Consider the following 17821-nt stretch of genomic DNA (forward strand, 5'->3'; position numbering starts at 1 on the left):
CCTTACGCAAACGCGATTCTTGCCGCGCGCGGGTGCGCCCCCCAATGCCTAGTGCCTGGGCGCGGCAAGTTCCAAAGTTCGAAGCTATTTAGAGGATTGGCAGCAAAATGAACTATTCCAAGAAGGTAGTCGCCGAGATGAACCTGGCCTACGCCATCGGCACCTTCGACGGCCCCGACGCCAAGAGCTTCCTCATCGGCGTCGAGAAGCAGGGCCCGATCCGTCGCTTCGCCCTCGACGGCGAGCCGATGGAGACCGTGGCCGAGGGCCCCGGCGGCGTCATGACCATCACGCAGGTCCCCGGCCGCGACGACCAGTTCATGGCCACCTGCGAGTTCTTCTCGCCCAACTACGGCGGCGACACGGCCCACATCCGCACCTACACCCGCGCGGCTGACGGCTCCTGGAGCTCCACCAAGCTCTGCGACCTGCCTTACGTGCACCGCTTCGGCCTGCTCAAGGGTGCCGACGGTGGCCTGTGGGTCATCGCCTGCACCATCAAGGGCGCCTGCCGCGAGATCAAGAACGACTGGCAGACCCCCGGCGCCGTGTGGGTGGCGCGCCTCGACGAGGCCGCCGAGACCTACGGCGACGACAACCAGCTGCAGCTCAGCTGTCTGGCCGCCGCCCAGGTCCAGAACCACGGCTTCTGGTTCGCCCCCGACCGCAGCTACGCGCTCGTGTCCACGGCCGGCGGCGTGTTCCGCTACGTGCCGCCCGCGACCGCTGACGGCGAGTGGGACGTGGCCTGCCTCATCGTCAACCCCACGAGCGACATCTGCGTGGGCGACTTCGACGGCGACGGCGTCGAGGAGATCTTGACCATGTCCAAGTTCCACGGCGACACGCTGCAGGTTTGGCACGCCACCGAGAACGCGGACGAGTACAAGTGCGTCTGGACCGACCCCGAGAAGCGCAACTTCCTGCACGCCATCTGGTCCGGCGAGCTGGGCGGCGAGCCCTGTGCCGTCGTCGGCAACCGCAAGGACGGCCGCGACCTGCTGCGCGTTTCTTACGTGGACGGCGACTACGCCATCGAGCAGATCGACCACGACTTCGGCCCCGCCAACTGCTGGGTCATCGACGACGAGGGCACGCAGCGCATCATCGCCGCGAACCGCGAGACCAACCAGGTCGCCCTCTACACCGTCGAGTCCTAAGCGCGGACAAAGGGACAGTCCCTTTGTTCACTCCCAAGGAAAACCGTGGACCATCGTCCACATGAGTAATACCAGGAGGTAAGACATGTCTGCTATCGACGAGGTTACCCGCGAGAGCTGGATCATGAACACGTTCCCCGAGTGGGGCACGTGGCTGAACGAGGACATGGAGGCGGCCCAGCCCGCCCCCGGCACCGTTGAGATGTGGTGGCTCGGCTGCACCGGCATCTACATGAAGACCCCGGGCAACACCGCCATCACCATCGACCTGTGGACCGGCAACGGCAAGCGCACCCACGGCGACGGCAAGATGAAGGTCGGCCACCAGATGGCCAACATGGCCGGCTGCCGCGCCATGCAGCCCAACCTGCGCAACATCCCCTACGTTTTTGATCCCTTCGCGATCAAGCACGTCGACGCGGTTCTCGCCACCCACTACCACCAGGACCACATGTCCAAGGAGTTCGCGGCCCACGTCATCCAGTCCGGCATGACCACCACCGACGCCGACGGTAACGAGATCCCCGTGCCGTTCATCGGCCCCAAGAAGTCCGTTGAGTTCTGGCTCAAGTGGGGCGTGCCCGAGGAGCGCTGCATCACCGTCAAGCCCGGCGACGTGATCAAGGTCGGCGACATCGAGATCGTCTGCATGGACTCCTTCGACCGCACCTGCATTACCACCACCGACTCCACCGGTCCCGACCGCGAGGACCTCTGGGGCGTCTGCCCGATGGACATGGACGAGAAGGCCGTCAACTACCTTCTCCGCACCCCGGGCGGCAACATCTACCACTCCGGTGACTCCCACTACTCCATCTACTTCGCCAAGCACGGCAAGGACATCGCCAAGCAGTACGGCGGCGTCGACGTGGCCTTCGGCTCCTACGGCTGCAACCCCATGGGCATGCAGGACAAGATGGAGGCTTCCGATGTCCTGCGCATGGCCGAGGCCCTGCAGTGCAAGGTCGTCATCCCCATCCACTGGGATGTCTGGACCAACTTCGAGGCTGACCTGCGCGAGATCGAGGTTCTCTACAACATGCGCCGCGAGCGCCTCGGCTACGAGTTCAAGCCCTACTACTGGAAGGTCGGCGGCCACTACACCTACCCGACCGACTTCGAGAACGGCAAGAAGTACTTCGTGTACCAGCGCGGCTTCGAGGACTGCTTCGACGAGGAGCCTAACGTCCCGTTCCGCTCCGTCCTCTAAGTAAGACAAGGGGACAGTCCCTTCGTCTTATACAGAGTTTGATGTGACAGGGCCGACCGTTCACCTGGGCGGTCGGCCCTTCTTGTCTTGGACACCATCCCTTGGGAGGAAATGACATGGCTCAGCAGTATCTGCTCGGCATGTACGAGAAGGCCGTTCCGAACGACATCACTTGGGAGGAGCGCCTGAACGTCGCCCGCGAGTCCGGCTTCGACTACGTTGAGATCTCCGTCGACGAGACCGACGCCAAGCTCGCCCGCCTCGACTGGACGGCCGACGAGCGCCGCGAGCTCGTGCGCCTCCAGCAGGAGTGCGGCCTGCCCATTCGCTCGATGTGCCTCTCGGGCCACCGCAAGTATCCGTTCGGCGCCACCGACCCGGACGTGCGCGAGCGCAGCCTCCAGATCATGGAGAAGGCCATCCAGCTCGCCTGTGACCTGGGCGTCCGCACCATCCAGCTCGCCGGCTACGATGTCTACTACGAGGACGGCACCGACGAGACCCGCAAGTGGTTCGCCGAGAACCTGGCCCGCGCCACCGAGATGGCCGCCCGCGAGGGCGTGCTTCTGGGCTTCGAGACCATGGAGACGCCGTTTATGGACACCGTCGAGAAGTCCATGGCGTACGTGAGCCAGATCGATAGCCCTTACCTGGGCGTTTATCCCGACCTGGGCAACCTCACCAACGCGAGCTTCCTCTACGGCAAGTCCGTGACCGACGACCTGGCAACCGGCCGCGGCCACATCGTCGCCGCCCACTGCAAGGAGACCGTCGCGGGCGCCTACCGCGAGATCCCCTTCGGCACCGGCACCACCGACTGGGAGGCGCTCGACGAGTGCATTAAGCAGGGCGTTCGTCGCTTCGTGGCCGAGTTCTGGTACGTCGGCGCCGAGAACTGGCGCGAGGAGACCGCCTTTGCGAGCGAGTACGTGCGCGGCAAGATTGAGGCCGCCTTCGCCCGCTGCGGGAAGTAGCGACCATGGCGCGCACGAAGCCGGCGCGGATCCGATACGCGCTCTTCGACTTCGACGGGGTCATCGCCGACACCGAGCCGCTCTACGTGGAGCTCGATCGGCGGGTGCTTCGCCACTTCGGGTACGAGCCGACCGATACCGAGCTCGAGAGCTTTATCGGCCTTTCTTCCGAGGTAGAGAGCCGAAAGCTCCTGGCGGCAAACGGCATTGAGGTGAGCCACGACGAGTACCGGGCGGTTTGGGATTCGGACGCGCAGATCTATGGCGATCCTGGACTCAAGCCGAACCCGGGCCTGGCCGACCTGTGGCTCGCGCTGCGGTCGGCCGGCGCAAAAATCGCCGTTGTGTCCTCCTCGCCGACGTCGGGCCTCGTGCGCGCGCTTAACCGCTTCGGGCTGCTCAGCTGCGTCGATGCCATCGTCGGCGCAGAGATGGTGAGTAAACGCAAGCCCGACCCCGAGCCGTACCTGCGGGCGCTGGAATACCTGGCGCTGGGGGACGCTGGTGCGGCCCGGGGTGCGGTGGCCTTCGACGACTCGGGGGCCGGCGTGGCGAGCGCAGTGGCTGCGGGTGTTTGGACTGTCTGCTACCGCGGGGCCGCCGCTGCCCAAGCTGCCGCCGACGAGTCGCTGGAGGACTTCGTAACTTTTAGCTGGTAAACCAGCAAAAAAAGATGGGCGCCCCGCGGGGCGCCCGTTTTCGTGTCCGCGCTGCCAGGCTGCAGCCGCGGGTTGCAAGGTTTTGCCGCCTGTGCAACGCAAGCGCCATGGGGATGCAAGGTTTTGCCGCTCGTGCGACGTAGTTTAGGCCTAAAACGCGGCAAATCCATGGTTTTCAGAAAGCTTACCTGCGGTTTTGCTGTCCGTAGACTCGCCGTGGCTAAAAACTACGTCGCACGAGCGGCAAAACTGTGCACGGGTATCGCGTTTACGTCGCACGAGCGGCAAAACCTTGCGGGGGGGCTGTTAACGACGCGCGAGCACCGCCACGGATTCGACGTGTTTGGTGTGCGGGAACATGTCAACCGGCGTGAGCGACTCCACGCGGTAGCCCTTCTTGCGAATAAATTCCAGGTCGCGGGCTTGCGTCTGGATATTGCAGCTCACGTAGACCACGCGCTTGGGCGCAAGCGCAGCCACGCCGGCAAGAAACTCCTCGGTGGAGCCCGCGCGCGGCGGGTCCATGAGCACGACATCGAAGCCGAGCTCGCGGTCCTCGCGCGCCATCCACTCCGTGGCGTCGGCCGCGACGAAGCGGCAGCGGTCCGCAAGTCCGTTCGCCGCGGCGTTTCTTGCCGCCGACTTAACGGCACCCTCTACGCGCTCGACGCCTACGACCTGCAGCTCGTTTATTGCCGAGGCCGCACAGATGCCGATGGTGCCGCAGCCGCAGTAGGCATCGAGCACGCGCATCCCGGGCTCCAGGTTGCCGCCCTCGATGGCGATGCGGTAGAGCACCTCGGTCTGCGCGGGATTCGTCTGGTAAAAGCTCGTGGGGCCGATCTCGAAGGTGCAACCGAGCAGCTTGTCGTGCATGACGCCCTCGCCGTAGAGGGTGTTGCTCCTAAAGCCGAGGATGGCGTTGGTCCGGCGCGTGTTCACGTTCTGCACGATGCTCGTGACCTCGGGCGCCGCCGCGACGACGGCGTCCACGAAGTCCTGCTGCTTGCGGATCTGCGGCACGTTGGTCACCACGGTGAGAAGCACATCGTCGGTGGCGTACCCGCAGCGCACGATGGCGTGGCGCAGCACGCCGATCCCCTTGTCCTCGTTGTAGGCGGGGATGTGCTGGAGCTCGGCCACGCGGCCCACGGCGTTGAGGATCTTACGGGCCCGCGGGTCCTCTACCAGGCATTCTTTGCAACGGACGATTTGATGCGTGCCGCGCGCGTAGAAGCCGCACACGATCCGCCCGTGGCCCGCGTGCGCGTAGGGTGTCGCCGCCTTGTGGCGATACGCGAGTGGCTCGCCCTCCATGCCGACGATGCCGCGCAGCTCGCCGCCGTCGGCTTCAACCATCTGGGTGAGAAGCTCGGCGATCTCTTCCTGCTTGCGTCGCAGCTGGATAGGGTAGGGGACCGAGAGCCACTCGCAGCCTCCGCAATCGCGTGCGATCTGGCATGTGTATGTGCGGTATCCCATCCGTGCGCCCTCCGTAGAACGTGTCCTATTCAGGATACACGAGGGGATACGTGAGGGTCTGTCGCGGCAACCGTGATGGTTAACCTGAGACGGTGCGCTGAGCGCAGCCCGCCGGCCGTGGAACGGCTGCGCGGAAGCGCGAGCGGCGTCTCCCTGAGTCTGCCGTTCGCGGCTCAGGCCCATCCTTTTGCATTTTTACTGAACCCAAGTCAAAAAATTTGCGACTAGCATTTGAAATAGTGGGTACCATTATGTCCGAAATTTGAAATGTGCTCAAGAATGTCGCTAGGAGTTGCACCTTTGCGGCTTGAAAGCCTGCAGCTTACCGAAGCCGACACAGAGGCCTGTCCGTGTTGTTTTGATTTCGATGGGCTGTGAGTAATCTTTTGAGCGTTGGGAGCTCGAAGGAACCATTAGGAGAGGAAACACAGGATGCAATCCAAGATCGCGCACGCGGCGGAGCGCAAGGCGTTCAGCGTCGCTTTGGACCAGATCATCAAGACCGCGAGCGGCCCGGACCGCGAGCAGAAACTCGATAAGCTCGTCGATATGGCCGGCAAGCTGCTGAAGGACACCGCCCCCGGCGCCATCCGCGGTATCCGAAACGGCCTGTACCCCGGCTCCAAGTGGGAGCAGTGGCTCTTCGACGTCATCGACAACACCGACCACAACGTGCTCAAGACCGCTGTGCTCAACGGCGGCTACGAGTCCGCCTTCCGCGGCCTGCGCAACACCACCGCCAACGCCGAGAAGGAGCAGTGCAACATCCCATGGATCATCCTGTTTGATCCCACAAGTGCCTGCAACAAGAAGTGCGTCGGCTGCTGGGCGGCCGACTACGGCAACAGCCTGAACCTCACCTACGAGGACATGGACCGACTGGTCACCGAGGCCTCCGACCTGGGCTGCCACTTCTTCATGTTGACCGGAGGCGAGCCCCTCGTCCGCAAGCGCGACGTCCTGCGCCTGGCCGAGGTCCACAACGACTGCCTGTTCAATATCTTCACCAATGCCTCGCTGGTTGACGACGCCTTCTGTCAGGAGGTCCAGCGCCTCGGCAACATCGTCTTCTCCGTTAGCCTCGAGGGCACCGAAGACTCCAACGACGGCCGCCGCGGCGCCGGCTCCTACCAGGAGGTCATGGCCGCCTTCGACCTCATGCACAAGTACGGCCTGCTCTACGGCACCTCCACGGCCTACACCCGCGCCAACACCGAGATGGTCAGCTCCGACGAGTACTTCGACAAGATCATCGAGAAGGGCTGCCGCTGGGCCTGGTACTTCCACTACATGCCTGTGGGCGAGGGCGCCTCGGTCGACCTGTGCCCCACCGTCGAGCAGCGCGAGTACATGCTGCACCGCATTCGCGAGATCCGCGGCGTGACCGGCGGCAAGCCGATCTTTGCCATGGACTTCCAGAACGACGGCGAGTACGTCGGCGGCTGCATCGCCGGCGGCCGCGTTTATTGCCACGTCAACGCCCGCGGCGACGTGGAGCCCTGCGTCTTTATCCACTACTCCAACGCCAACATCAAGGAGCAGTCGCTGCTCGAGTGCCTCAAGCAGCCGATCTTCCAGGCCTACCGTCGCCACTACCCGTGGAACGACAACATGCTCAAGCCCTGCCCGATGCTCGAGAATCCTGAGGTCCTGCCCGAGATCGTTCACGAGGCCGACGCCAAGTGCACCGAGTACGTGACCCCGGAGTCCGTCGACGACCTGTGCGCCCGCACCTCCGTCTACGCCAAGAGCTGGGAGCAGCGCGCCGAGGAGCTTTGGCTCGAGCAACACCCCACCGGCAAGAAGGTCTACGAGGACGAAGTGTCCAACTACACCGTCGCCGAGAAGGCCAAGCTCATCGCCGCGGCCGACACCGCTGCCGCCGAGGACGCCGAGTAGCGATCGTGGACAAAGGGACTGTCCCTTTGTCCACTCGCAATAAACCGCAGGTCAGGTGCGGGCTCGCTGCAGTGCGCGGCGGGCCCGCATTACGTTTACCGCACTCGTTGCCGCGCTGCCCGAAAGCCCGCGCAGCGACCCCCTCGACGTGGGTATCGTTTGCTGCAATGTGCGTTGCATCACGCGAAACACTCCGACGAAGGAGGCATCATGGCAGCAAAAGCACCTGAGAGCGTGAAGAATGTGGTCCTGGTGGGCCAAGGCGGCGTGGGCAAGACTATGCTCGCCGAGGCCATGCTCCACCTGACGGGCCGCACCACCCGTCTGGGAGGCCACGCGGGCACCAAGCCCACGCTGGATTACGACGGCGAGGAAGGCGAGCGCGGATTCTCCATCTCCACGGCGATCGCGCCCGTCGAGTGGGAGGGCACCCGCATCAATGTCCTTGACGCCCCGTGCTACCCGGACTTCGTCGGCGACGCGTACGCCGCGATGTCCGCGTGCGAGACCGCGGTCTTCGTGGTCGACGCCGCGAGCGGCCCCGGCACCGTGACCACCCGCCTGTGGTACGCGGCCGAGGACCTCTCGCTCGCCCGTTCCGTCTTTATTAACCGCATCGACCGCGCCGACGCCGACTACGACCTGGCCTTCGCCACGCTGCAGGAGCGCTTCGGCAATAAGCTCGCCGCCGTCACCATCCCCATGGGCTCCGGCGACGCCTTCGAGGGCATCATCGACGTCGTCCACATGAAGGCGCGCCACCTCGAGGACGGCAAGCCCGTGGTCACCGACGTGCCCGAGGCCTACGCCGCGGCCGCCGAGGACGCCCGCGCCACCCTTACCGACCTCGTGGCCGAGGCCGACGACGAGATCATGATGAAGTACCTCGAGGGCGAGGAGATCACCCAGGACGAGCTCGAGGGGCTTCTTGCCAAGGCGCTGGTAGAGCGTGTATTTGTGCCCGTGTTCACCGGCAGTTGCGTGCGCGAGGAGGGTGTCATCTCGTTCATGGACGCTGTCGTGGGCTGGTTTCCGACCATGGCCGACTTCGGCCGCATCCCGCTGGTCAACGGCGAGCAGCTCGACATCTCGCCCGACGACGACCGCCCCGTCGCCTTTGCCTTTAAGTCGCTGAATGACCCGCAGAACGGCCGCCTCAGCTTCCTCAAGGTGCTCGCCGGCACCGTTGCCCCCGGCACCGAGCTCACCAACGCCCGCACGCGCAAGTCCGAGCGCCTGGGCCACCTTTACCTCATGTGCGGCAAGGAGACGACCGAGGTCAAGTCCGCTGCCGCTGGCGATATCGTGGTCGCGCCCAAGCTCGAGGTGCAGACCGGCGACACTCTCTCGGTGACCGGCAAGGTCGAGGCCGCCGCGTTCCGCTTCCCCAACTCGCTCTACCGCATCGCTATCGAGCCGGACTCGCGCGGCACCGAGGGCAAGCTCTACGCCTTCCTCGAGAAGTCCGCCGATGCCGACCCGACCCTTAAGGTCGAGCGCGACGAGGATACCGGCCAGACCGTCATCTCCGCTATCGGCGAGGCGCAGGTCAGCGTGCTGCTCGACCGTCTCGAGGACCGCGCGGGCGTGACGGCGCACACCGTGGCGCTCAAGATTCCGTATCGCGAGACCATCCGCCGCGTCGCCTCCGCCCAGGGCCGCCACAAGAAGCAGACCGGCGGCGCCGGCCAGTACGGCGACTGCTGGCTGCGCATCGAGCCGAACCCGGGCGCCGGCTACGAGTTCGTTGACGAGGTCGTCGGCGGCCACATCCCGCGCGGCTTCATCCCCGCCATCGACAAGGGCGTCCAGGAGACCATGAAGGACGGTGTGCTCGCCGGCTTCCCGATGATCGACGTGAAGGTCGCCGTGTACGAGGGCTCCTATCACCCGGTCGATTCCAACGAGATGGCCTTCAAGACGGCTGCCCGCATCGGCTTCCAGAAGGCTGTCGACCAGGCCGAGCCCGTCCTGCTCGAGCCAATGGCGCACCTGCGCATCACCGTGCCTGACAGCTACGCCGGCTCTGTGATGGGCGACGTCTCCGCGAGTCGCGGCCGCGTCGAGGGCATGGAGGCCGGCGACGGCGTTACCGCTGGTCAGACGACCGTTACGGCGACTATTCCGTATGCCGAGGTCACCGACTACGCAACGCGCCTGCGCTCGCTGTCGCGCGGCACCGGCGAGTTCACGCTCGAGATGAGCGGCTATGAGCAGGTCCCGCACGACATCCAGCAGAAGCTCGCAGCCGAGTACGCCGCCCGCCGCGCCGCCGGCGAGAAGTAACTCCGCGGGCACGGCCCGCAACGCAAACTGGAAGCGCCGACGCCCGCGCAGGGTGCCGGCGCTTCTTCTCACCTTGAGGAAGGGGATGAAAATGAATGATACGGAACTCATCGTTGGTTACGCCTCGGCGCTCGACTACTGGCGAAACGCCCGCGCCGCGCAGGTGGTGCCAGACTTGGGACCTCACGGAAAGGCCTATGGGGTTGGGTACCTCACGCTTTCGGAGCGGGTCCTGCGAGTTGTGGAGGAGTGCGGCTCGGGCACGCCGCTCGACGTCGTTGTCGATAGGCGAGAGAAGCGCCATAACTGCAAATACCTGCACGATTGCGTATGGGCGGGGCCGCTCGCCGGGCAGCTCAGCAGGATTGGCTACGACGCGTCGGTGTGCTTGCCGGCGCCGATGTTCGTTCAGCTCGCCTCGAAGCTGGATGAGGTTGAGCTGGCCGCGATCGCCTACGAGCTTTGCGGGAGCTATGGGCTCCCGTCGACCGCAGGTTACGAGGTGGTGCAGAATTTGGCGCCGTTCACTTCGGTTGGGGAGCTCGCCGCTTATGCGACCTCGGCGAGGGCCCTCGGGGTCCGCGGGGCCGCGCGCGCTGCCGAGGCGCTCAAGCTCGTGGCCGAGGGGTCGAACTCCCCGAGGGAGACGGAAATCGCGGTCATGTTGAGCCTCGGCAGGCGAAAGGGAGGGTACGACCTGCGAGGTTTTCTGATGAACGCCGAGGTAAAGGTGCCTAAGTCGCAGCAAGGCGCCCTTGGACAGAAGGTGATTCGCCCCGACTTCCTCTGGTCGGACAAGAAAGTGACCCTGGAGTACGACAGCAACGAGCATCACCTGACCCCGCTCGAGAAGGAGCACGACGAGGCTCGCCGCCGCGTCCTCGAGAGCATGGGCTACCGGGTGTTCGTTATGACCAATGAGGTGCTTCGCAGCTGCACGAAGCTCGCGTTGTTCATGGACGACCTTCAACGGTCGCTTAAGGTTCGGCGTAGCCAGCCAAGCAGCGCGGTTCTTAAGGCCCAGGAGGATCTGCGGTACCGAGTCGTGCATGGTTTGGGCTCTCGTGCGACGTTTTAGATAAGTCGTTGCAAGGTTTTGCCGCTCGTGCGACGCGCTTTCCGTTCCCTACGGCGTTTTAGCCAAGAATCAACTGGGATTTTGTGGCTGCAAAGCCGTCTTGGGGTCGAATATACGTCGCACGAGCGGCAAAACCTTGCAGCAGGTATGCGCAAACGTCGCACGAGCGGCAAAACCTTGCAGTTTTTCAGACGCGTAGCCCTGCGGGAGAGCTGACGCTAGTGCAACTGGTATGAAACAAGCCGCGGGACGTGACCTGCTAGAATAACAGTTTATGCCGCGGGGTCCAACGTCTACCTCGCGCGCCGATTCTGACCAACGACCCGAGGAGGTCGCGCAAAAGCGCATGGACGTAGCCATTAGCATCATTGTCACCTTTGTACTTACGCTGGTAAACGGCTTCTTTTCCGCTTCTGAGATGGCGGTGACCACCGCAAAGCGGGCTATTTTGGAGCCTGAGGCCGAGGAGGGCGACAAGCGCGCCCAGGCGGCCCTCGACCTCTCGTCCGATTCCGATCAGTTCCTCGCCACCATCCAGGTTGCCATCACGCTCGTGGGCTTCGCGTCCTCCGCGTTTGCCGCCACGAGCCTTTCCGACCCGCTGGCCAGCTGGCTCACCGGGCTCGGCATGCCCGCGGGCCTCGCCGGAACCGTCGCCGTCGTCGCCATCACGCTGATCGTCGCCTATTTCTCCACCGTCATCGGCGAGCTCGTGCCCAAGCGCCTGGCCCTCGCCAACGCCGAGTCCGTGGCCAAGACCGTCGCCGGCCCGATCCGCGGCTTCATGCACATCGCGACTCCACTCGTCTGGCTGACCTCCAAGTCCGCCAGTGCCCTGGCTGCGCTCCTCGGCATCAAGTCCGCCGACGACCGCCAGGAGGTCTCGGAAGAAGAGCTCAAATATATGGTCACCGACTCTGACGAACTTTCCGAGGAGGAGAAGTCGATGATCCACGAGGTCATCGACCTAGGCGACACTATCGCCCGCGAGGTCATGATTCCGCGCGTCGACATGACCTGCGTCGAGGACACCAAGAACCTCAACGAGGTGCTGGGCCTCATGCGCCGCACCGGCTTCTCGCGCGTGCCCGTCTACCACGGCTCCGTTGACCGCGTCATCGGCATCGCCCACATCAAGGACATCATTAGCCCCATCATCGACGGCGGCAAGGGTGGCGCGGCTATCGCCGACTACGTCCGCGAGGCCAACTTTATCCCCGACACCAAGGACATCATTCCGCTGCTCTCTGAGATGCAGACCAGCCACGATCAGATGGTCATTGTGGTCGACGAGTACGGCGGCACCGCCGGCGTCCTTACCTTGGAGGATATCGTCGAGGAGATTGTGGGCGAGATTGAGGACGAGTTCGACCCCGACAACAAGTACCTGACCAAGCTCTCCGACAACGAATGGCTGGTAGATGGCCGTTATTCGCTGGACGACGCCATCGAGCTCGGCTGGCCCGTGGAGGACAGCGAGGAGTATGAGACCATCGCCGGCTACGTGCTCGAGCTTGCCGACAAGGTCCCGCACCCCGGCGACCTGTACGAGAAGGACGGCTATCGTTTCCGCGTGCAGTCCATGCGCGGCCGCCGCGTGAGCCTGCTGCGCGTCACGGCGCCCGAGCCCGAGGTCAACACCGCGGAGGACTCGACTGATGGCAATAAAGGAACGGCTGCCGAGAAGGAATAGGCCGCGCACACGTGCGTTGACTACAATAATAGAACTTGCGTGACGCCCGCAGCCGCGGGCAGGAATGAGAGGGGCCGCTATGGCTCAGTTGTTTGAGATTAAAAAGGTCACTGTCGGCCCGAAGAACCTCGACGCGGTCGTCGAGCTTGCGTCCTCCGCGCCCGTCATGACGAACGAGGACCTCGAGGGCACCACGCGCGTGTGGCAGGTCATGCCCGAGCTTCGCGACCACGTGTGTTTGGGCGACGAGTCCGGCAATTTCGGCGAGGTCATGGGTGCCACCGAGCTTGCGCACCTGCTCGAGCACGTGACCGTCGAGCTTCTTGCCAGGACCGACGTGGCGGGCGACATCTCATGCGGGCAGACCACCGAGGTGGGCGAGCGCACGTATCAACTAACGTTTAAGTGTGTCGACGACGTGCTCGTTGTTGGCTCGCTCTCGTCTGCCGTGTGGATCATGCAGTGGGCGTTCTCGGGCGGCGGAGACCCTCAGCCCGACGTGGACGCCATCGCGTTCGGCCTTGCGAGCCTGCTGCAGAGTCTGCCTGAGGTGGAGGAGCGAGACGAGGACGAGATTATCGGCGGTCCGTCCGGAGTCTGTTGAGGCTGCGGTTGCCGTTGTCGTGGAGCCCGAGTCTGTGTTCGAGCCTGCCACCGACGACTAGGGCGTGGCGTCCGTGCCCTTCCCGCGTCTCCTCCGGTAAATTCAAATTCGGTATCTATTGCCTTGACCAGCGCGTCATTGGGTAAGAGGTACCTAGTGTACTAACCAAATAGCGAACCATTTTGGAGGACCCCATGAGCAAGAAGACCACCGGCTTTATCCTTGGCAGCATCGTTGGCGCCGCTGCTGGCGTTGTCGCCGGCATCCTGGTCGCTCCGCGCTCCGGCGCCGAGTCCCGCGCCATGGCCGCCGATGCCATGAACGACGCCTGGGATTCCGCCGTCGACACCTACGAGCGCGCCGGCCAGGCCGTTGAGGAGCAGGTCGCCGGTGTTCGCCCGAGCGTTGACGCCAAGACTGACGAGCTCCGCGCCAAGGTCGATGCCGCCCGCGAGCGCATGGACCAGCTCCGCGACTCCCTCTCCGACGTCGTTGCCCAGACCTCCGCGCAGGTCAGTGATGCCGTGAGCGAGGTTACCGACAAGGTCGTCTCCATGGCCGACGCCGCCGCCGAGCAGGGCTCCGCTCCCGCCGAGGCCGTTCACGTCGAGGTCGTAGAGCCCGAGGCAGAGCCCGAGTCTGAGACCGAGGCCTAGTTTTGCTCAAAGTCAACGACCTCTACGGCCGCAAGGTCTACGTTCCCAAGAAGAGCCGCAAGAAGGATGTCTCGGGCGAAGTAAAGCTCTCGCGCCTGGGCAAGGTAAGCATGGCGGTCTTCTCGCCGGACGGCCGGGAGGTCGTTGGCTTTATCGTGCGCCGTCCCGACATCGCGGGCATGGTCAAGCGCGCTGATGCGTTTCTTGCCACCGACTCGTTCAAGCTGCACGAGGACGGCACGCTGCTGGTGACCCGCGAGGATGGCCTGGACGACGCCGCCCGGGAGCGCATGGCCCACGATTGGGACACCTGCGTGATGTGGGCCGGCATGGACGCCAAGACCGCCGGCGGCAAGAATCTCGGCTACGTCTCGGATGCCGAGTTTGACCTTAAGACCGGGGCCGTGAGCAAGTTTTATGTGGGCGACGGCGGCGTCGCGCGCGCCATCGTCGGCAGCTTCGAGATTCCCGCGACCATGGTGCGCGGCTATTCCAAGGGCTACATGGTGGTCGATAACGCGGCCGCTGACCTGGAGCTCGATGGCGGCGTGGCCGCTAAGGCGGGCGAGAGTTATGCCGCAGCGAAGGTCAAGGGCGCCGAGGCCGCGCAGAAGGCGGGCAAGGCAGCGGGCGAGGCCATCGACAAGGGGTCCTATGCCTTCGGGCGTATGCTCGGCAAGGCCAAGCGAGCCATCGAGGACGCGACGAGCGACGAAGAGGACGCTGCGCCCTCAACGACCCCGGCCATCGCCGCGGCCGACGTCCGGGTGAGCGAGCCGGTCGAGAAGCTCCGCGCGGCTAAGGACGAGGCTGCGAACGAGGAGCCCAAGGTCTTCGCGCCCAAGCCTACCGAGCCCGCCAAGGTGGCGGCCCCTGCCAAGAAGGCGTCCGCCAAGGCGACCCCTGCCAAGAAGCCCGCCGCCAAATCCGCCAGCGCCTCGGCCGTCAAGGCGGCCGGCAAGCAGATCGGCCGCATGGGTAAAATGTTCTCTTCCTTTAAGGACGAGTTCGAAAAGGCGAGCAAGTAGCCTCCCATGAAAGCTACGACGAAGCACCGCATCCTTAAAGCCGCTGGTTACACGGGCGCTGCCTTGGCGCTTGCAATCGTGGCCGCGGCGAACGTCGGCTTGGCGCTCTTCGGCGATACCATCGATTCTTACCTAGGCCTCGACGAGGTCGAAATTTCCGACGAGGAAAAGAGCGCCGTTATGGACGACGGTCGCTCGCTTTCCGAGCGCATCGAGGCGGAGGGGCTCGTCCTCGTGCGCAACGAGAACCAGACGTTGCCGCTCCCAAAGACGACGAACAAGGTCAACGTCTTTGGCTGGGCGTCGACGCAGTGGGTCGCGGGCGGCTCGGGCTCGGGCCAGGTGAGCGGCCAGACCAAGGACCTCTTGGGCGCGCTCCAAGACGCCGGCATCGAGTACAACAGCGACCTTACCGGCATGTACCAGGGCTTTTATGGCGAGCGTGCGTACAAAGGATCTGGCACGCTGAACAGCCACTCCGCTGAGTATTGCCGCCTTTACGAGCCGAGCATCTACGATAAGGACTGCTACAGCCAGGAGCTTCTCGACAAGGCGCGGAAGTACTCCGACACGGCCATCGTCGTCATCGGGCGCGTGGCCGGCGAGAGCATCGACTGCCCCACCACGCAGTACAAGGTAAACGCTCGCGGCGGCGAGGTCACAGTCGACGTTACCCGTACCTATCTGGAGCTTTCTGCCGAGGAAGAGGCGCTTTTGCGCTATGTCGGTTCTCACTACGAGCGTGTGTGCGTGGTGGTCAACTCGACGAACACGATGGAGCTCGGCGAGGTAGAGACTATCCCCGGCATCGATTCCGTCATGCTCGCGGGCGCTACCGGCGAGGCCGGCGCGACCGCCGTGGTCAAGGCGATTTGGGGCGACGTCAACCCTTCCGGCCGCACGACCGACACCTACGCCTACGACTTTTCAACGGCCGCGAGCTGGGCAAACTCCGGCGCTATGGGTGAAGGGGCCTACACGAACAGCAGGGGCCTCTACCCGGCCGACGGCACGAAGAACCCCAACGTCGGCGCCGACGAGAACTACGACTCGGCGCGTTTCGTCGATTACGTCGAGGGCATCTACGTCGGGTATCGCTGGTACGAGACGGCCGACATCGAGGGCTTCTGGGACACCGCGAGCAACGCGCACGGCACGGGGTACGACGCCGTGGTGCAGTACCCGTTCGGGTACGGTCTCTCGTACACGACGTTTAGCTGGGAGGTCGTCGACAAGACCAAGGCCCGCACCGTCTCGCGCGACTCCGAGATCTCCCTGACCGTGCGCGTGACAAACACCGGCAGCGCGGCCGGCCGCGACGTCGTCGAGCTCTATTGCACGCCGCCGTACACGTCGGGCGGCATCGAGAAGTCCTCGACGGTGCTCGTCGCGTACGCAAAGACGGGCCAGCTCGAGCCTGGCGAGAGCCAGGACGTCACGGTGAGTTTTACGCTGGACGACGTGGCGAGCTACGACTACAACGACGCGAACGGCAACGGGTTTAGCGGTTATGAGTTGGAGCGCGGCAGGTATACCGTCGAGCTCAAGCGCAACGCGCACGAGGTCGCGGACTGCGAGGGTGCTTCGACAACGTATATGCTACCTCGCACGGTTGAGTGCGAGCAGGACCTTGTTTCCGGCAACACGGTCGAGAACCGATTCACGGGCGACGCGGCGCGCGACGGCGTGTCCATCGACGGGTCGGACTCTGGCGCCGACATCACGTGGCTTACGCGCGCGGATTTTGCCGGTACCTTCCCCAAGAAATGCGACCCCGATCGCGAGATGTCCGACAGCATCTCGAGCATCAACCTATTCAATGAAGCGCAGGTAGAGGCCGATGCCGCGGAGTATGCGGAGCTGGTCGGCACCGGGGTGTACGTTGAGGGCAAGGGCCTGGGGCTCGGCGGTGGCGTTGAGCTTTCCCGAGACGGCTCGCTGACCTCGCTCGGCCGCGAGCTCGGCCTCGATTTCTATGATGAGCGCTGGGAAACGGTGCTCGACGCCATCTCGCTTGCCGACATGGAAGACATCGTACTGCACGGCTACATTCAGACCAAGGCAATCGATTCCGTTGGCAAGCCGGCGACCAAGGAGGTCGACGGACCTTCGCAGGTCGGCTCGTTTAACCAGCTCAAGATGGGTGTCGGGTACCCCGACGGCACCGTGCTCGCGCAGACCTGGAACGCGGGCCTTGCCTACGAGTATGGCCGGCAGCTCGGGCGCGAGGCGTCGGCCATCGGCGTCGACGGCATCTATGCGCCCAGCACGAACATTCACCGCTCGCCGCTCGGCGGGCGCAACTACGAGTACCTTTCCGAGGACGCGACGCTTTCGGGAACCATGGTGTCGCAGGTGGTCGGCGGCGCGAAGTCCGCGGGCGTTTATTGCTTCATCAAGCACCTGGCGATGAACAACCAGGACACCTACCGCGACTCGCTCTACGAGTGGGTGACGGAGCAGGCCCTGCGCGAGATCTACCTCAAGCCGTTCCAGATTACGGTGCGCAACGGCGCCACCGGTTTCATGTCGTCGTACAACCGCATCGGCGCCACGTGGTCAGGCGGCAATAAAGCCCTGCTCACAGACGTGTTGCGCGGCGAGTGGAGCTACTGCGGCACGGTTATCACCGACTACTGCGACCACCAGCAGTACATGAACGCGGACCAGATACTGCGCGCCGGCGGCGACCTGTATATGGACGGCGTCTTTGGCAACGGCAGCTTCAAGTACGGCTTTACCAGCGATGAGCTGACGGCCGCGAGCGGCTCGTCGAGCGAGACCCGCGCCATCAGCTACTACACGAACCTGCGCCGAGCCACGAAGGACATCCTGTATACCTGGCTGAACGCCCGTGCGACGAACCTCTTGGCCAACGAGGCTGCTCTTGCCGAGGGCGGCGAGGGCGTCGAGTTCTATGTCAAGAAGAATGGCGTCAACTGGATCCGTCTCGGGGTGGCAGCGGCCGACATCGTGACTTTGAGCGTTGTCGGGGTCGGGCTGGCTCGCAAGTGGCGTGCCCGCCGCACTGGCCGCGCGGCCGAAGATGACGAGGGGCCGCTGATTTAAGGCGGCTTTGAGGACATGGGGAA

General features: G+C 64.3%; 13 protein-coding genes. 12 read left to right on the top strand and 1 reads right to left on the bottom strand.

What is annotated here, in order from left to right; all coding sequences use genetic code 11:
• Window positions 1-107 precede the first annotated feature (107 nt).
• The 4 genes from U5709_RS07510 (at window position 108) to U5709_RS07525 (ending at window position 4003) form a co-directional block, all read left to right on the top strand.
• Window positions 108-1160 (top strand): hypothetical protein, encoded by a 1053-nt coding sequence (locus U5709_RS07510; protein ID WP_321972182.1) that lies wholly within the window; start codon window positions 108-110, stop codon window positions 1158-1160.
• Window positions 1161-1245: 85 nt separating this feature from the next.
• Window positions 1246-2370 (top strand): L-ascorbate 6-phosphate lactonase, encoded by a 1125-nt coding sequence (ulaG, locus tag U5709_RS07515; protein WP_321972183.1) that lies wholly within the window; start codon window positions 1246-1248, stop codon window positions 2368-2370.
• A gap of 116 nt (window positions 2371-2486) precedes the next feature.
• The gene (locus U5709_RS07520) at window positions 2487-3344 is read left to right on the top strand and encodes an L-ribulose-5-phosphate 3-epimerase (protein WP_321973120.1); all 858 of its coding nucleotides are present in this window, start codon (window positions 2487-2489) and stop codon (window positions 3342-3344) included.
• Between the two features lie 5 nt (window positions 3345-3349).
• Window positions 3350-4003 carry an HAD-IA family hydrolase gene (locus U5709_RS07525; RefSeq protein ID WP_321973121.1) on the top strand — a complete coding sequence of 218 codons (654 nt, stop codon included), beginning with the start codon at window positions 3350-3352 and terminating at the stop codon, window positions 4001-4003.
• A 306-nt stretch (window positions 4004-4309) separates the two neighbouring features.
• Here the strand turns inward: U5709_RS07525 and rlmD are convergent, their stop codons facing one another.
• On the bottom strand, window positions 4310-5485 hold the full coding sequence (rlmD, locus tag U5709_RS07530; RefSeq protein WP_321972186.1) for a 23S rRNA (uracil(1939)-C(5))-methyltransferase RlmD: 1176 nt from the start codon (window positions 5483-5485) through the stop codon (window positions 4310-4312).
• A gap of 432 nt (window positions 5486-5917) precedes the next feature.
• Here rlmD and U5709_RS07535 point away from each other — a divergent pair, with 432 nt between their 5' ends.
• The 8 genes from U5709_RS07535 to U5709_RS07570 all read left to right on the top strand — a co-directional run bounded on the left by U5709_RS07535 (window position 5918) and on the right by U5709_RS07570 (window position 17798).
• On the top strand, window positions 5918-7384 hold the full coding sequence (locus tag U5709_RS07535) for a radical SAM protein (RefSeq protein WP_321972187.1): 1467 nt from the start codon (window positions 5918-5920) through the stop codon (window positions 7382-7384).
• A gap of 210 nt (window positions 7385-7594) precedes the next feature.
• Window positions 7595-9670, top strand: coding sequence for an elongation factor G (locus tag U5709_RS07540; protein WP_321972188.1), 2076 nt, complete (start codon window positions 7595-7597; stop codon window positions 9668-9670).
• Between the two features lie 91 nt (window positions 9671-9761).
• On the top strand, window positions 9762-10748 hold the full coding sequence (locus tag U5709_RS07545; RefSeq protein WP_321973122.1) for a DUF559 domain-containing protein: 987 nt from the start codon (window positions 9762-9764) through the stop codon (window positions 10746-10748).
• A 346-nt stretch (window positions 10749-11094) separates the two neighbouring features.
• Entirely contained in the window at window positions 11095-12441 is a 1347-nt protein-coding gene (locus tag U5709_RS07550; RefSeq protein ID WP_321972190.1) for a hemolysin family protein, read from the top strand.
• A gap of 79 nt (window positions 12442-12520) precedes the next feature.
• Window positions 12521-13045, top strand: coding sequence for a cyanophycin synthetase family protein (locus tag U5709_RS07555; RefSeq protein ID WP_321972191.1), 525 nt, complete (start codon window positions 12521-12523; stop codon window positions 13043-13045).
• Between the two features lie 194 nt (window positions 13046-13239).
• Window positions 13240-13701: a YtxH domain-containing protein gene (locus U5709_RS07560; RefSeq protein ID WP_321972192.1), complete on the top strand. Its 462-nt coding sequence runs from the start codon at window positions 13240-13242 to the stop codon at window positions 13699-13701.
• Window positions 13702-13703: 2 nt separating this feature from the next.
• Window positions 13704-14729, top strand: a complete 1026-nt coding sequence (locus U5709_RS07565) for a PRC-barrel domain containing protein (protein ID WP_321973123.1) — start codon at window positions 13704-13706, stop codon at window positions 14727-14729.
• Between the two features lie 6 nt (window positions 14730-14735).
• Window positions 14736-17798 carry a glycoside hydrolase family 3 N-terminal domain-containing protein gene (locus U5709_RS07570; protein ID WP_321972194.1) on the top strand — a complete coding sequence of 1021 codons (3063 nt, stop codon included), beginning with the start codon at window positions 14736-14738 and terminating at the stop codon, window positions 17796-17798.
• The last annotated feature ends 23 nt before the right edge of the window (window positions 17799-17821 follow it).

This window comes from Paratractidigestivibacter sp. (assembly GCF_963660155.1).
In the GTDB taxonomy this organism is placed as follows: Bacteria; Actinomycetota; Coriobacteriia; order Coriobacteriales; family Atopobiaceae; genus Paratractidigestivibacter.

Coding starts and splice junctions, on each gene's coding strand:
- U5709_RS07510 (WP_321972182.1), top strand. CDS start 108: ATGAACTATTCCAAGAAGGTAGTCGCCGAGATGAACCTGGCCTACGCC.
- ulaG (WP_321972183.1), top strand. CDS start 1,246: ATGTCTGCTATCGACGAGGTTACCCGCGAGAGCTGGATCATGAACACG.
- U5709_RS07520 (WP_321973120.1), top strand. CDS start 2,487: ATGGCTCAGCAGTATCTGCTCGGCATGTACGAGAAGGCCGTTCCGAAC.
- U5709_RS07525 (WP_321973121.1), top strand. CDS start 3,350: ATGGCGCGCACGAAGCCGGCGCGGATCCGATACGCGCTCTTCGACTTC.
- rlmD (WP_321972186.1), bottom strand. CDS start 5,485: ATGGGATACCGCACATACACATGCCAGATCGCACGCGATTGCGGAGGC.
- U5709_RS07535 (WP_321972187.1), top strand. CDS start 5,918: ATGCAATCCAAGATCGCGCACGCGGCGGAGCGCAAGGCGTTCAGCGTC.
- U5709_RS07540 (WP_321972188.1), top strand. CDS start 7,595: ATGGCAGCAAAAGCACCTGAGAGCGTGAAGAATGTGGTCCTGGTGGGC.
- U5709_RS07545 (WP_321973122.1), top strand. CDS start 9,762: ATGAATGATACGGAACTCATCGTTGGTTACGCCTCGGCGCTCGACTAC.
- U5709_RS07550 (WP_321972190.1), top strand. CDS start 11,095: ATGGACGTAGCCATTAGCATCATTGTCACCTTTGTACTTACGCTGGTA.
- U5709_RS07555 (WP_321972191.1), top strand. CDS start 12,521: ATGGCTCAGTTGTTTGAGATTAAAAAGGTCACTGTCGGCCCGAAGAAC.
- U5709_RS07560 (WP_321972192.1), top strand. CDS start 13,240: ATGAGCAAGAAGACCACCGGCTTTATCCTTGGCAGCATCGTTGGCGCC.
- U5709_RS07570 (WP_321972194.1), top strand. CDS start 14,736: ATGAAAGCTACGACGAAGCACCGCATCCTTAAAGCCGCTGGTTACACG.